This is a genomic window from Paracoccus sp. NFXS7, assembly GCF_040148865.1.
Taxonomy (GTDB): domain Bacteria; phylum Pseudomonadota; class Alphaproteobacteria; order Rhodobacterales; family Rhodobacteraceae; genus Paracoccus; species Paracoccus marcusii.
In genome coordinates, this window is sequence record NZ_JAKEKV010000002.1 from 206,258 (window position 1) to 219,814 (window position 13,557).

General features: G+C 67.7%; 18 protein-coding genes. 5 read left to right on the top strand and 13 right to left on the bottom strand.

The window, feature by feature from the left end; genetic code table 11:
• Positions 1–3 precede the first annotated feature (3 nt).
• The 5 genes from LZ686_RS05690 to LZ686_RS05710 form a co-directional block, all read right to left on the bottom strand.
• The gene (locus LZ686_RS05690; protein WP_349547230.1) at positions 4–1,497 is read right to left on the bottom strand and encodes a tripartite tricarboxylate transporter permease; all 1,494 of its coding nucleotides are present in this window, start codon (positions 1,495–1,497) and stop codon (positions 4–6) included.
• A 9-nt stretch (positions 1,498–1,506) separates the two neighbouring features.
• On the bottom strand, positions 1,507–2,007 hold the full coding sequence (locus tag LZ686_RS05695) for a tripartite tricarboxylate transporter TctB family protein (protein ID WP_045982583.1): 501 nt from the start codon (positions 2,005–2,007) through the stop codon (positions 1,507–1,509).
• Positions 2,008–2,092: 85 nt separating this feature from the next.
• Positions 2,093–3,082, bottom strand: a complete 990-nt coding sequence (locus LZ686_RS05700) for a tripartite tricarboxylate transporter substrate binding protein (protein WP_349547231.1) — start codon at positions 3,080–3,082, stop codon at positions 2,093–2,095.
• 105 nt (positions 3,083–3,187) lie between these two features.
• Positions 3,188–4,114, bottom strand: a complete 927-nt coding sequence (locus LZ686_RS05705) for a LysR family transcriptional regulator (RefSeq protein WP_148911120.1) — start codon at positions 4,112–4,114, stop codon at positions 3,188–3,190.
• A 65-nt stretch (positions 4,115–4,179) separates the two neighbouring features.
• Positions 4,180–4,662: a DUF421 domain-containing protein gene (locus LZ686_RS05710; RefSeq protein WP_349547232.1), complete on the bottom strand. Its 483-nt coding sequence runs from the start codon at positions 4,660–4,662 to the stop codon at positions 4,180–4,182.
• A gap of 162 nt (positions 4,663–4,824) precedes the next feature.
• Here LZ686_RS05710 and LZ686_RS05715 point away from each other — a divergent pair, with 162 nt between their 5' ends.
• Complete coding sequence (locus LZ686_RS05715) at positions 4,825–5,262, top strand: DUF1810 domain-containing protein (protein ID WP_349547233.1); 438 nt, start codon at positions 4,825–4,827, stop codon at positions 5,260–5,262.
• On the opposite strand, the gene LZ686_RS05720 is transcribed toward LZ686_RS05715, so the two are convergent.
• The 8 genes from LZ686_RS05720 to LZ686_RS05755 all read right to left on the bottom strand — a co-directional run bounded on the left by LZ686_RS05720 (position 5,263) and on the right by LZ686_RS05755 (position 10,437).
• Positions 5,263–5,889, bottom strand: a complete 627-nt coding sequence (locus tag LZ686_RS05720; RefSeq protein WP_052715251.1) for a TetR/AcrR family transcriptional regulator — start codon at positions 5,887–5,889, stop codon at positions 5,263–5,265.
• 159 nt (positions 5,890–6,048) lie between these two features.
• The gene (locus LZ686_RS05725; protein ID WP_349547234.1) at positions 6,049–6,768 is read right to left on the bottom strand and encodes a sulfate/molybdate ABC transporter ATP-binding protein; all 720 of its coding nucleotides are present in this window, start codon (positions 6,766–6,768) and stop codon (positions 6,049–6,051) included.
• Between the two features lie 13 nt (positions 6,769–6,781).
• The gene (gene cysW, locus LZ686_RS05730; RefSeq protein ID WP_349547235.1) at positions 6,782–7,642 is read right to left on the bottom strand and encodes a sulfate ABC transporter permease subunit CysW; all 861 of its coding nucleotides are present in this window, start codon (positions 7,640–7,642) and stop codon (positions 6,782–6,784) included.
• A complete protein-coding gene (cysT, locus tag LZ686_RS05735) occupies positions 7,635–8,474 on the bottom strand; it encodes a sulfate ABC transporter permease subunit CysT (protein ID WP_349547236.1) in 840 nt (279 codons plus the stop codon). Before cysT ends, cysW begins: the two co-directional genes overlap by 8 nt.
• Entirely contained in the window at positions 8,471–9,445 is a 975-nt protein-coding gene (locus LZ686_RS05740; protein WP_349547237.1) for a sulfate ABC transporter substrate-binding protein, read from the bottom strand. Before LZ686_RS05740 ends, cysT begins: the two co-directional genes overlap by 4 nt.
• A 23-nt stretch (positions 9,446–9,468) precedes the next feature.
• Positions 9,469–9,594: a hypothetical protein gene (locus tag LZ686_RS05745; RefSeq protein ID WP_349547238.1), complete on the bottom strand. Its 126-nt coding sequence runs from the start codon at positions 9,592–9,594 to the stop codon at positions 9,469–9,471.
• 17 nt (positions 9,595–9,611) lie between these two features.
• Entirely contained in the window at positions 9,612–9,824 is a 213-nt protein-coding gene (locus tag LZ686_RS05750; protein WP_304614938.1) for a hypothetical protein, read from the bottom strand.
• A gap of 148 nt (positions 9,825–9,972) precedes the next feature.
• On the bottom strand, positions 9,973–10,437 hold the full coding sequence (locus LZ686_RS05755; protein ID WP_349547239.1) for an RrF2 family transcriptional regulator: 465 nt from the start codon (positions 10,435–10,437) through the stop codon (positions 9,973–9,975).
• A gap of 194 nt (positions 10,438–10,631) precedes the next feature.
• Between LZ686_RS05755 and LZ686_RS05760 the strand changes: the two genes are divergently transcribed.
• The 4 genes from LZ686_RS05760 to LZ686_RS05775 all read left to right on the top strand — a co-directional run bounded on the left by LZ686_RS05760 (position 10,632) and on the right by LZ686_RS05775 (position 13,392).
• The gene (locus LZ686_RS05760) at positions 10,632–11,114 is read left to right on the top strand and encodes an Lrp/AsnC family transcriptional regulator (protein WP_349547240.1); all 483 of its coding nucleotides are present in this window, start codon (positions 10,632–10,634) and stop codon (positions 11,112–11,114) included.
• An 86-nt stretch (positions 11,115–11,200) separates the two neighbouring features.
• Positions 11,201–11,800, top strand: coding sequence for an RBBP9/YdeN family alpha/beta hydrolase (locus LZ686_RS05765; RefSeq protein ID WP_330449242.1), 600 nt, complete (start codon positions 11,201–11,203; stop codon positions 11,798–11,800).
• Between the two features lie 26 nt (positions 11,801–11,826).
• Entirely contained in the window at positions 11,827–11,961 is a 135-nt protein-coding gene (locus LZ686_RS05770; RefSeq protein ID WP_255351417.1) for a hypothetical protein, read from the top strand.
• A gap of 33 nt (positions 11,962–11,994) precedes the next feature.
• Positions 11,995–13,392 carry an FAD/NAD(P)-binding protein gene (locus LZ686_RS05775; protein ID WP_349547241.1) on the top strand — a complete coding sequence of 466 codons (1,398 nt, stop codon included), beginning with the start codon at positions 11,995–11,997 and terminating at the stop codon, positions 13,390–13,392.
• Positions 13,393–13,557: the final 165 nt, after the last annotated feature.

The window sequence follows — 13,557 nt, forward strand, 5'->3', positions numbered from 1 at the left end:
TGCTCAGGCCTTGCGGGCGCGCCGCCGGGCCCACCACCGCGTGTTGGTGACAAGGATCATCACGACCGCAAGGAACAGGCACAGCGACAGCGGGCTGGTGAAGATGCCCATCACCATCGCGCCGAAATCCTCGCGCTCGCTGATGATGGCCCGGCGCCAGTTGTCGTCCAGAAGCCGCGACAGGATCACCCCCAGGATGATGGGCGCCAGCGGATAGCCGTAAAGCCGCATGAAATAGCCCAGCACGCCAAAGCCCAGCATCCAGTAGACATCCGTCAGGCTGTTGTTGACCGCATAGGCGCCGACGATCGACAGCACCATGATGACCGGCAGCAGGACCGTACGCGGCAGTTCGACGATGCGCACGAACAGGCGGATCCCGGTCAGGCCGAGGATCAGCATGAACACGTTGGCCAGCGCCAGCGAGCTGACGATGAACCAGAACATGTCGGGCTGTTCGATCATCAGCATCGGGCCGGGGTTCAGGCCGTGGATGAACAGCGCGCCGATCATGATCGCGGTGACCGCGTCGCCCGGGATGCCAAGCGTCAGCATGGGGATAAACGCCCCGCCCACGGCGGCGTTGTTGGCGGTCTCGGGGGCGACCAGCCCTTCGATGGCGCCCTTGCCAAAGGGGGTCTCGGGGTTGCGGGTGACGCGCTTGGCGTGGTCATAGGCCATCAGCGCGGCGATGTCGCCGCCGGTGCCCGGCAGGGCCCCCACGACAGTGCCGATGGTCGAGGTCTGCAGGCCAAGCGGCAGGTGCCGACGCACCTTGGACCAGCTGGGGATGATGCCGGTGATCTTCTGACGCACGGCCGGGGTGTGGATGCTGTGCAGCTGGATCAGCGCCTCGGACACGCCGAAAAGGCCGATCATCACCGCCACGAACGAGATCCCGCCCCGCAGTTCCGAGATGCCGAAGACGAACCGGTCCTGGATGGTCAGCGGGTCCATGCCCACCGCGCCCACGCCGATGCCCAGGGCGCCCGCGAAGATGCCCTTGACCAGGCTGTCGCCCGACAGCGATCCGACCAGCAGAATGCCCATGATCGCCAGCAGCATGAAGTCGCGCGGCTGGAACCCGATGGCGAAATCCGACAGCAGCGGTGCAAAGGCGCCCAGGGCGAAGATGCCGATGAAGCCGCCGATGAACGAGACCACGGTCACGATGCCGATCGCCTCTCCGGCGCGGCCCTGCTGGGCCATGGGAAATCCGTCCAGCGCGGTGGCGATGGCCGATGGTGCGCCGGGGATGTTCAGCAGGATCGCGGTGCGCGACCCGCCATAGACGCCGCCCATATAGATGCCGATCATCAGCGCCAGCGCCGGATAGACCTCCCATGAGAAGGTGAACGAGATCAGGATCGACACGGCCATCGTCACCGACAGGCCGGGGATCGCGCCGACATAGATGCCCGCGAAGGTCCCCACGGCGATCAGCATCAGCAGGTCAAGATTGACGATCGGGATCAGCAGGTTCGACAGGATGTCCATGATGCGCCCTCAGAACAGCGACGTGATGGCAGAGACGATGCGTCCCTCGGGGATGATGCCCTGGGGCATCAGGACGGCGAAGATCAGGCGGAAGATGATCCAGATCACGAAGACGGTGCCCACCGACACCGCCAGGCAGAAACCCCATCCGCGCCGCGACAGAAAGCGGATCATCACCAGCAGGAACAGCACCGAGGTCGGCAGGAAGCCAAGCGGCCGCAGCAGCACCGCATAAGCGGCGATCATCGCGATGGTCACGATCACGATCAGCGGCAGGATGTCGGCGGCCATGGTCTGCCCGCCGCCCGTGCCCTTGCGCAGCGTCTGGACCAGGATGATGATCGCGCAGACCGCCATGATCGCGGTGGTGGCCATCGGCACCGCGCCGGGGGCCGAAAGCGCCTCGAAGCCCGAGATGCCGTAGGCGGAATAGAGCAGGCCGAAGCTGGCCAGCATGACGGCGATGTTGAAGACAAGTTCGCCCGGACGACGTTTGGGGGTCGGTTCCATGGATGGGTCCCTCCGTCGGACCTGTGACTTGCGCGGACCTTGGGATGCCGCCCCGGTCGGACGGGGCGGCGATGATCGGGACGGATCAGGGACGGCTGATGCCGAAATCTTCGGGCGAGTTCTTGGCGATCTCGGCGTCGTACAGGATCCAGGCGGTCTGGCTCTGCCAGCCGTCCAGGAACTCCTGGGCTTCGGCGCCGGTCAGCGACAGCATGCGGAAGCCGCGTCCCTCCATCATCGACAGGAAGTCGGCGTTCTGCGTGGCCTGGCCATAGGCGTCGGTCAGCTTGGCCACGATTTCGTCAGGGGTGCCCGCCTTGACGAAGATGCCGAAGAACGGACCCCAGGGCAGCAGGTCGGCGAATTCCGGGTTCGTGTCGGTGATCGCCGGGACGTCGGGCAGCTGCGGCACGCCTTCGGTGTCGAAGATCGCGATTGCCTTGAGGTTGCCGGCCCGCACCGGCTCCAGCGCGGCGCCCAGCACGGCGGGCATCACGTCGATCGCCCCGCCCTGCAGCGCGGTCAGCGCCGGGCCGTCGCCGTCATAGGGCACGGCGGTCACCTCGATCGGGGTCTTGTCGTTGATCATCGCCGTGACCACAGACGGCAGGCCGCCCGGCCCGGTCGAACCGAAACGGACCTCTCCCGGGTTCTCGTTGATATAGGCGATCATCTCGGGGAAGGTGTCGAAGGGCGCATCGGGCTGGGCGACCAGGATGGGGATGCCGCGCGCGATGACGTTGATCGGCACGAAGTCCGAGTAGTCCTTCTCTCCCAGACCCATGACCTTGTAGAGCAGCGGGTTCTCGGCCCCGAACAGCAGGGTATAGCCGTCGGCATCCCCGCGGTCTGCCTGGTTCAGGCCGATGGCCCCGACGCCGCCGGTCACGTTCTGCAGGATCACCTTGGCGCCCAGGATCTCCTCGGCATGCGGCGTCACAGAACGGCTGACCGTGTCGGTCGACCCGCCGGCACCCCACTGGATGATGCCCTGGATGTCGCGTTCGGGGTATTCGGCCATCGCAGGCATCGCCAGACCCAGCACCACGGCCGCGCCGTAAACAAAATGTCGCATCGTTCCTCCCTCAGATCAGCGCCCATCCTCCTGGGCCGTCGCCCATGCATCTCAGATCGCAGGGCTAACCGCAAATACCGATTGAACGCGGAACGTAACCTGACGTTAATCGGCTGGCTGGTCCCACCTCTCGCGTGCCCGCGCCCGGCCCAGTTCGCGGCGGAACAGGGTCACGGTCTGTTCGGCAAAGCTGGACAGCTGGCGCCCCCGTTTCTGCACCGACCAGGCGGTGATCGTCGCGGGCTCGACAAGCGGCCGGCGGACCAGCCCGGCCATGTACACCTCGGCCACCGAGAATTCGTCGATGACCGCGACGCCCAGGCCGTGGCGCACCAGGCTGACGATGGTCTGGGCGAACCGCCCGCGCATCGCGTGACGTGGGGTCAGGCCGGCATCGTCGAAGGGCCGCGCCAGGGTCTTGCCATAGGGGTCGGACGGATCGACGCCGATGAACGGATACTGGACCAGATCGTGGATCGACACGGCCAGCTTCTGCGCCAGCACGTGCCCCTCGGGCATGATGGCCACGATCCGGCCCTCGCCGATGGGGGTGCACTGGATGCCGGGATTGTCCAGGTGCGACGACATGATCACCACCTCGCCCTTTTCCAGCAGCAGATAGTCCAGCGTCTCCTCGATCTTGAGGATGTCCAGGTCGATGTCCAGATCGGGGAACCGCTGCCGCAGCCCGCGGATGACCCGCGCCGCGATGAATTGCGCGATCGAGGGCGCGGATGCGAAGGACAGCGTAAACTGATGCCCCTTCTGCAATGCGCTGACCGCAACGTTCAGGTTGTCCATCTGCCGGTGGACCTGCTCCAGCATGGCAAAGATCGCATGCGCCTCGGTCGCGGGGACGAAGATCCCGGCCTTGCGTTCGAACAGCCGGATGCCAAGGCCGCTTTCGGTATGCTTGATCAGCCGGCTGATCCCGGGTGCGGACACGTTCAGCAGATCGGCGGCACCCTGGATCGTGCCGGCGATCATGACGGCGCGCACGACCTCGACCTGGCGCAGGGTAAGCTCTCTCATCGCTTATGCTTCGGGCGGAAAGGCGCGCATTGCAAGGTTCCGATCGCGCCCCGCGCCGGTCGCCCTCACGACTGCAGCGACACGCTGATGGTGCCGTCGGCCTCCAGGATGACGAAGCGGACCTCGGCGATGTCGCGCGCCCCGGCCGACCGGACGACGCCCATGATCTCGTCCTCGGTCAGCCGCTGCTGGGTCATCGTGGCGCTGCAGAACCGGCCGTCGCGGGCCAGCAGGCTCGGCTCGGACCGGATCAGCCGGGCGAAGGTGGCGGAATGGACCGACCCATAGGTGACGATGAACTGCAGCAGCAGAAGAAGGCCGATCGCCGTGGCCCCTTCGGCCAGCGCGATGGATTCCTGCAGCAGGATGCTGGCCAGGATCGAGCCCAGGGCGACCGTCACTACGAAATCGAAGGCGTTCAGCTTGGCAAGGCTGCGCTTGCCGGCGATGCGCAGAAAAGCCACCAGCACGACATAGGCCAAGGTGCCGACAAGCAGCGTCCGCACGATGCCTTCCCAGCCCTGAAAGAACATTGCGCCCCAATCCATCCGATCCCCTCCATCATCACGTTGCAGGGTCCAACGTGGCGGGAACGGATCGGTTCGCCTTAGGCCGATGCCCATCGAACATCCGCCCGGGCCAGGTGAACCCGGCAGGCCGGTCGGGGCGTTGTCCTGATGTCCCGTCCGAAACCCAAAGGCAGCACCCCCATGACCCGTCATTCGCCCGCACAGGACCCCGAAAGCCTCGATCGGTTCGTCGCCGCGCAGGACCGCGTCTATGCCGTCGCGCTGTCCGAACTGGAGCGGGGCCGCAAGGAAAGCCACTGGATGTGGTTCATCTTTCCGCAACTGCGCGGATTGGGACAGTCGGCGATGTCCCGCCTGTACGGCATAGCGGACCGCGACGAGGCGCGGCGGTACTTGGCGCACCCGCTGCTTGGTCCGCGCCTGGTCGCCTGCGCGCAGGCCGTTCTGGCCCATGACGACCGGTCGGCCGAGGCGATCTTCGGCACCATAGACGCGGGCAAGCTGCGGTCGTCGGCCACGCTGTTCGCCGTCGATGGCCCCGCGTTCTTCACGACGATTCTGGACACTTTCTTCGACGGTCGGCCCTGCCCCGTGACGGCGCGGCGGCTGCACGCCTAGTCACGCGACCGCCTGACCCGACGGGCGCAACAGGTGCAGGATGAAGACGCGCATGTTGGTCCGGGCGGCCTCGATGTCGGACGATCCGGGGTTCCAGCGGGCCAGATCGCCCAACAGCATCTTGCTGGCCACCCCATAGGCAAAGGTGTGCGCGACAGAAACGAAGGTCACCAGATCCTGGTCCCGCGCGATCAGCCCGGATGCCTGCGCCCGCTGCAGCAGCCTGATCATCAATTCGTGGATCGACGCCTCATAGCGCATCAGGCGTTCGTTGCCTTCGAAATTGCCGGCGGGCATCGACCCGACGATCCGGAACTCGCGGGGATGGCGATGCGCCCATTCGACATAGCCGTTCGCGATGGCCAGGAACTGCGCGACCGGATCGTCGCGGCGGGCGGCCGCGACACAGTCGATCAGCGTCTGGTTCAGCACCATCATCGCGCTTTCGGCCATCGCGACCAACAGATGCTGGATGCTGGGAAACAGCTGGTCGATCCGGTCCCGGCACACGCCCATGTGGTCGGCGATCTCCTGGATCGACGGGACCGCGCCGTTGCGCGCCGCAAGCTCTGTCAGCGCCTCGATGGCGTTCGCATAGACGTTGCCACGCAGGGTCGTCCCGGTCATCGCAGCCTCTGTGTCCTGTCCGTCATCGCAGCATCGCGAACCGCATTTTGTCTGCGCAACTGCAAGCAGAGTTGGCCGCATTTCGCAAGAGGCGGCAGCGGCATTCGCGACACCTGACCACCCGCCACCGACAGGACATCGACCCGCGGCGGGCGTCCGTCACACGCCGACGAATTCGCGCACGAAGGCGGTGGCAGGGCGGGTGCGGATGTCCTGGGGCTTTCCGATCTGCTCGATCCGGCCCATGGACATGACGACGACCAGATCGGCCAGCGCCATCGCCTCGTCCTGGTCATGCGTGACGAAGATGGTGGTCAGCCCGGTCTCGTCATGGATGTCGCGCAGACCCTGGCGCAGCTCCTTGCGGACCTTGGCGTCCAGCGCGCCGAAGGGCTCGTCCAGAAGCAGCATGCGCGGCTCGATCGCCAGGGCGCGAGCCAGGGCCACGCGCTGGCGCTGGCCGCCCGACAGCTGCGTCGGATAGCGGTCGGCGATCTGGGGCAGCTGGATCAGGTCCAGCAGCTTCAGCACCCGCCGCTCGATCTCGCCCTTGGGGGGGCGGCTGGCGCGGGGCCGGGCGCGCAGGCCATAGGCGATGTTCTCGAACACCGTCATGTGGCGGAACAGGGCATAGGACTGGAACACGAAGCCCGCGCGCCGGTCCTGGACGGTCATGCCGGTGGCGTCCCGGCCGTTGAACAGCACCCGCCCCGAGGTCGGGAATTCCAGCCCGCCCAGGATGCGCAAGAGCGTGGTCTTGCCCGAACCCGACGGCCCCAGCAGCGCCACCAGCGCGCCCGAGGGGATGGACAGCGACACCGGGTGCAGCGCGGTGGTGGTCCCGAACTCCTTGGCGATCTCGTCGATCTGGATATGCATGGGTTTTCCTTCCCTAATGGCGGCGGGTGGCCGACAGCGCGTCGGCATGGCGCAGTTCCAGCGCGGTCTTGAGCATCAGCGTCAGCAGCGCGAACCCCGTCAGCAGCGCCGCCATGGAAAAGGCCGCGACCGACAGGTATTCGTTGTAAAACATCTCGATGGTGATCGGCATGGTCGCGGTCTGACCGCGGATCTTGCCCGAGACGACCGCCACGGCGCCGAACTCGCCCATCGCGCGGGCGGTGCAGAGCAGCGTGCCGTAGAGGAGCGCCCACCGGATGTTGGGCAGCGTCACCGTGCGGAACACCCGCCAGCCCGACGCGCCAAGCGTCAGCGCGGCCTCCTCCTCGGCGCGGCCCTGCTCGATCATCACGGGGATCAGCTCGCGCGCGACGAAGGGGAAGGTCACGAAGACCGTGGCCAGGACGATGCCCGGCACCGCGAAGACGATCGGGTATCCGCTGGCCACCAGCCAGCCGCCGATGGCCGAATTCGCCCCGAACAGCAGCACGATGCACAGCCCCGCCACGACCGGGCTGACGCTGAAGGGCAGGTCGATCAGCGTGATCAGGAAGGCCTTGCCGCGAAAGTCGAACTTGGTGATGAACCAGGCGGCCGCGATGCCGAAGACCGCGTTCAGCGGCACGGCGATGGCGGTGATCAGCAGCGTCAGGCGGATCGCGGCCTGCGCGTCGCGGCTGGCCAGGCCTTCCACCGCGGCGGCCCAGCCCCGCGACAGGGCCTCGGCAAAGACCGCGACCAGCGGCGCCCCGACCAGAAGCAGAAGCCCCCCCACCGCGACGGCGATCAGCGCCCACCGGGCCAGGGGGGCCTCCTCGGTCGCGCGGCGGAAGGCGTGGGTGGCGTCAGACATGACCGATCCTCCGGCGTGACCAGATCTGGATGAGGTTGATCGCCAGCAGCATGGCGAAGCTGATGGCCAGCATCGCCAGGCCGATCGCGGCGGCGGCGCCGTAATTGTACTCCTCCAGCTGGATCACGATCAGCAGGGGGGCGATCTCGGTGCGCAGCGGGATGTTGCCCGCGATGAAGATGACCGACCCGTATTCGCCGACCGCACGCGCCAGCGACAGCGCGAACCCGGTCAGCGCGGCGGGCATCAGCATCGGTGCGATCACATGGCGCAGGGTGTGCCAGCGTGACGCGCCGAGCGTGGCGGACGCTTCCTCGACCTCGGTCTCGATCTCCTCGATCACCGGCTGGACGGTGCGGGTGACGAAGGGCAGTCCTACGAAGACCAAGGCCAGCCAAATGCCCCATTGCGTATAGGCGATACGCCAGCCCAGATCACCGGCCAGGCTGCCAAGCACTCCGTTCGGCGCGTAAAGCGCGGTCAACGCGATGCCCGCCACCGCGGTGGGCAGGGCAAAGGGCAGATCGACGGCGGCATCGATGATGCGCCGCCCCGGAAAGCGGTAGCGGACCAGAACCCAGGCCAGGATCACCCCGAAGATCAGGTTGAAGCAGGCCGCCAGGAAGGACAGCCGAAAGGACAGCCACAGCGCCGCCCAGACCCGCTCGCGGTTGATTGTGTCCCAGATGGCGGCGGGCCCGAACTGGGCGCCCTGCCACAGCAGCGCGCCGATGGGCAGGAACACCACCAGCGTCAGCATGAACAGGGTGATCCCGGCCGACAGGCCGAGACCGGGCATCGCCGTGCGGCTGATGAGGGGTCGGCCGCTCATTTCGCCACATAGATCTGGTCGAAGATTCCGCCATCGCCGAAATGTTCCGGCTGCAGCTTGGCCCAACCGCCCAAGTCGTCGATGCTCACCAGCTCAAGCTTCGGGAAACGGGCCACGTCCTCGGGGTCGGCGGCGCTGGCGTCCCATGCACGGTAATAGTGCTTGAAGGCCAGGGCCTGCCCTTCGGGGGTATAGAGGTAGTCCAGATAGGCGCTAGCCAGTTCGCGCTGCGCGTCGTCGGCGATGTTGCCATCGACCAGGGCGACCGGCGGCTCGGCCAGGATCGACAGGCTGGGCACGACGATGTCGAACTGATCCTCGCCCAGTTCGGCCAGCGCCAGATAGGCCTCGTTCTCCCAAGCCAGCAGCACGTCGCCGATGCCGCGCTGTGCAAAGGTCGTGGTCGAGCCGCGCGCGCCGGTGTCCAGGACGGGCACGTTGGCAAAGATCTGGCCCACGAACTCGGCCGGATCGTGGCCGTTCTTCTGGGCCCAGGCCCAGGCCGCCAGATAGTTCCAGCGCGCCCCGCCTGACGTCTTGGGGTTTGGCGTGATCACCTCGACCCCCTCGGCGGTCAGGTCGCCCCAATCCTGGATGCCCTTGGGATTGCCGTCGCGCACCAGGAACACGATGGTCGAGGTATAGGGGCTGGAATTGTGCGGCAGGCGCGACTGCCAGTCGGCCGGCAGCTTTCCGGCGGCGGCGATCTGGTCGATGTCGCTGGCCAGTGCCAGCGTCACCACCTGCGCGTTCAGGCCGTCGATCACGGATCGTGCCTGCGCGCCCGACCCGCCGTGGCTGGTCTCGATCCGGGGGGCATCATGGCCCTGGGCCTGCCAATGGGCGGCAAAGGCCTGATTGACGTCGCGATAGAGCTCGCGCGTGGGGTCATAGCTGACGTTCAGCAGATCCTGCGCTTGGGCGGCGGGGGCCAGCAGCAGCAGCGACAGGATGGCGGGGCGGATGAACATGATGGTCCTCGTGATGGGATGGGTCAGATGCCGGTAGGCGTCAGACGGCCGGTCAGCCACCAGCCAGGCGCGGTGCGCCGGGTCTGGGGGGCCGTGGCCGCGTCCGGGCCGGCGGTCTGCGCGGGGATGCTGGCTGCGATCGGGGCCATGGGCCGGCCTGTCCGGGTCAGCGGGCGCTGGCGGGCAGCGGCTGGATGCGGGCATCCCACAGGCGGGCGTCGCGACCGGCCAGCAGTTCGGCCGCGGCGCCGTGGGGGTCGCGGCTCAGCGCGACCAGGGCCGCACCGTTCACGCGGTGCGGGCGGCCGGTGCGGCGGTCGATCAACGTCACGGCGCACAGCGCCGGGCGGCCTTGGGTCAGGGGTTGGGTCGAGGTCATCGGGTCATCCCTTTCGGTTCGGGCCGCATGCGGCGGTTCGATACCGTAATAACGACAGGGAAACTCGTGTTTATCAACAGAAGAAACACGCCTAATTCGGTCGTGAAAAGAGATGATTATTCTTCGAAACCGCCCGATCGCGGTCGGCTCAGGCGGGCGCGCTGTCCTGCAGCACCGCCTGCGCCACATCGGGCGTGCCCAGCATGTCGGCCAGGCTGAGGGATTCGATCAGGATGAGATAGGACCAGAACACCTCAGAAAACACGCGACGCAGGCGGCAGGCGGCTTCATCGGTGCAATCCTCACAGCGTTGATAGGCGCGTCGCGACAGGCACGGCAGCGGCGCGATCGGTCCGTCGATCAGCCGCAGCAGTTCCGAAATCGACACATCCTCGGGGCGCTTGATCAGCATGTACCCCCCGGACCGTCCACGGATCGAGGCCACGACACCGGCATTGCGCACCTCCAGCAGGATCTGCTCCAGGAACCGCTTGGGGGTGCCCGACCGCTTGGCGATGGCCTCGATGGTCAAGGCTTCGGGACGCGGGCTGCGTGCCTCGTCGCCCAGCACCAGAAGGGCCTTCAGCGCGTACTTCATCTTTTGGGTGATCATGGCCGGGCCCCGGAATGCGTTGGTGTCCATCGGATATAAGGCGGATCGCCGCCGTGGAAAAGAAAAGACGACCAATCCACGGGGTTTTTACCCGCGCTTGTTGCTCCTCGGTCGCGGACGCGCCCAATAATAACGACAAAAGCGCTAGACTTTATATCCTATTGAGGCATGCTGACGGCGAAAGGAATCGCCTGATGACCCAAAATCCGCCCTTGGATCTGATCGACCGCAAGATCGTCGCGGCGCTGATGGCCGACGCCACCACCCCCATCGCGCAGATTGCCGACAAGGTCGGCCTGTCCCAGACCCCCTGCTGGAAGCGTATCCAGAAGCTGGAGGCCAACGGCGTGCTGACCGGGCGCGTGGCGCTAGCCGATCCGGCGATGCTGGGATTCGGCCTGACCGTCTTCGTCGGCATCGAGGCGCCGGACCACGGCACCGACTGGCGCACGGCCTTTGCCCGCGCCATCGACGCCCTGCCCGAGGTCATGGAAGCCTGGCGGATGGCCGGCGACATCGACTATCTGCTGCGCGTGGCGGTGCCGGACATGGCCGCCTATGACCGCTTCTACAGGGCGCTGACCGACGCCGTAGCGATCAAGAACGTCACATCGCAATTCGCGATGGAACGGCTGCGCCACACCACCGCCTATCCCGTCAACACCCGCGACCGATAGAACCCTGTTCCCTTTTCGGGGTGATCTTTGGAATCGCAATACACGACCATCCTTGTAGTCTTATGCGAGATAAAAGGAGACATCCGATGACCAAGACCCTGATCGTCCCCGGCCTCGACGGCTCTCCTGCGCCGCACTGGCAGGACTGGTGGGCGCGCACCGATCCCAACGCGATGCTGCTGGACATGGGTGACACGGGCCGTCCCGTCCGCGAGGTCTGGGAGGCCACGCTGGCCGTCCACATCATGGCCCATCCCGACAGCATCCTGGTCGGCCATTCGCTTGGCGCGGTGACCATCGCGCATCTGCTGGCCCGCTGGCCCGGGCTGCGGGTGCGCGCCGCGCTGCTGGTCGCGCCTGCCGATCCGGCCACCTCGGACCGCACCCGCGGTTTCGGTGCCCTGCCGCGCGAACGGTTCGACGTGCCCGCGACGCTGGTGGCAAGCCGCAACGACCCGTGGATGGCTTTCGACCACAGCCGACAGCTGGCGGCGCATTGGGGCGCGCACCTGCACGACATCGGCCATGCGGGCCATGTCAATGCGGCATCGGGCTTTGGCCCCTGGCCCGCGGGCAAGTCGCTGCGCGACGACCTGCTGGCGCGCACCGCACGACCCGGGGTCCTGCGGCGCCTGTTCGGCGCGCGCCCCGCCCCCCTGTCCCTGCCCGCCCGACGGCTGGCCTGACCCCCATCACCGGACCCGAGGTTGCCATGTTCGACATCCAGACCGAGGCCTATCTGCGCCGCACCCATCCCCGCGACACCGACCGCCCCGACCGCATCGTCCCCACGCTGATCGGTGCCAGCCTGGCCCTGTGGACGGGGCTGCTGATCGCCGCCCTCTAGGACCGCCCCCGCAGCCAAGCGAAGGAGCCCGCCATGAAGACCATCCCCCTGGCCGACACGTCTGCGCCCCATGCGGCCCATCTGCCCCATGTCGTCATCATCGGCGGCGGCGCCAGCGGCGTCCTGTTGGCCGCCCATCTGCTGCGCGACCCGGCCACGCCCCTGCGTGTCACCGTGATCGAGGGGCGGCACATGCTGGGCTGTGGCGTCGCCTACTCGACCATCGATCCGGGCCATCTGCTGAACACCCGCGTCGCCAACATGAGCGCCTTTCCCGACGATCCCGACCATTTCCGCCGCTGGCTGGCCGCGCGCGGAGACGGCGCGACGGGCGCCTGCTTCGTGGGCCGCGCGACCTATGGCGCCTACATGACCGACCTGCTGGCGCCGCTGTCGGCCGACGGACGGCTGCGCTGTCTGCGCGCGACATGCATCCGGCTGGTCACCACGCGGGCCAGGGTCGCGGCGCATCTGGACGACGGCCAGGTCGTTCCCGCCGACCGGGCCGTGCTGGCCACCGGCCATGCCCTGCCCGAACCGGACCCGACAGGCCTGGTCCACGGCGCCTGGCAGCAGGCCGACCCCCCGCCCCAGGGCGGGCGCGTGGTCATCATCGGGTCCGGCCTGTCGATGGTGGACCAGGCCATCAGCCTGCTGTCCCACGGCCACCGCGGGGAAATCGTGGCCCTGTCACGTCGTGCCCAACTGCCGCGTGTGCATGCCACGGGCGCGCCCCTGTCGATCACCCGGGCCGAGGTGCCCCTGGGCGCGCCCGTCAGCTTTGTCCTGTCCTGGCTGCGCGATCTTGCCGCCAGGGCCGAGGCGCAGGGCGGCACCTGGCGCGACGCGGTCGACGGCGCCCGCCCGCACCTGCCGGCCCTGTGGCGTGCCATGTCCGTGGCGGACCGCGCCCGCTTCCTGCGCCACGCCGCCCCCTGGTGGGAGGTGCACCGCCACCGCCTGCCCCCGGAAAGCGCGGCCATCCTGCATCGCGCGCTGGACAGCGGCCAGATGCGGCAGCTGGCGGGCCGCTTCGACGGGGCCAGCCGGGACGGCGCGATCCTGCGCGCGCATTGGCGCCCGCGCGGGGCCGATCGTATCCTGACGCTCGATGCGGCGCGCATCGTCGACTGCCGCGGCATCCGCCGCGACCCGCGGGCCAACGCGACGCCGTTGGTCGCCGACCTGCTGGCCACCGGCCGCGCCCGCATCGATCCCGTGCGGATCGGTCTGGATGTCGCGGCCGACTGCGCCCTGATCGGCGCCGACGGCCGCCCGGACCCCCGCATCCGCGTCATCGGGCCTGCATCCCGCGCAGCCTTCTGGGAGATCACCGCCATCCCCGACATCCGCGACCAGGCCCAAACGCTGGCCGTTGCGCTGATCCGCGACGTGGCCCCGCACCGGCAAGCGGCCACAGCGGCACCCTGAAACCCACGGTAGGGCCCGTCGCCCTGCGGCATGGACTGCTCAGGGGGGAGGCCCTCGTATCGGACATCTCGTTTGTGGGTCTGCAAGGGCGAACCTGTCGGCAGGTGACTGGCCGTTTTGCCCGGCATGGACAAAGACAGATCGTGGTGCCGTACGGCCAAGTCA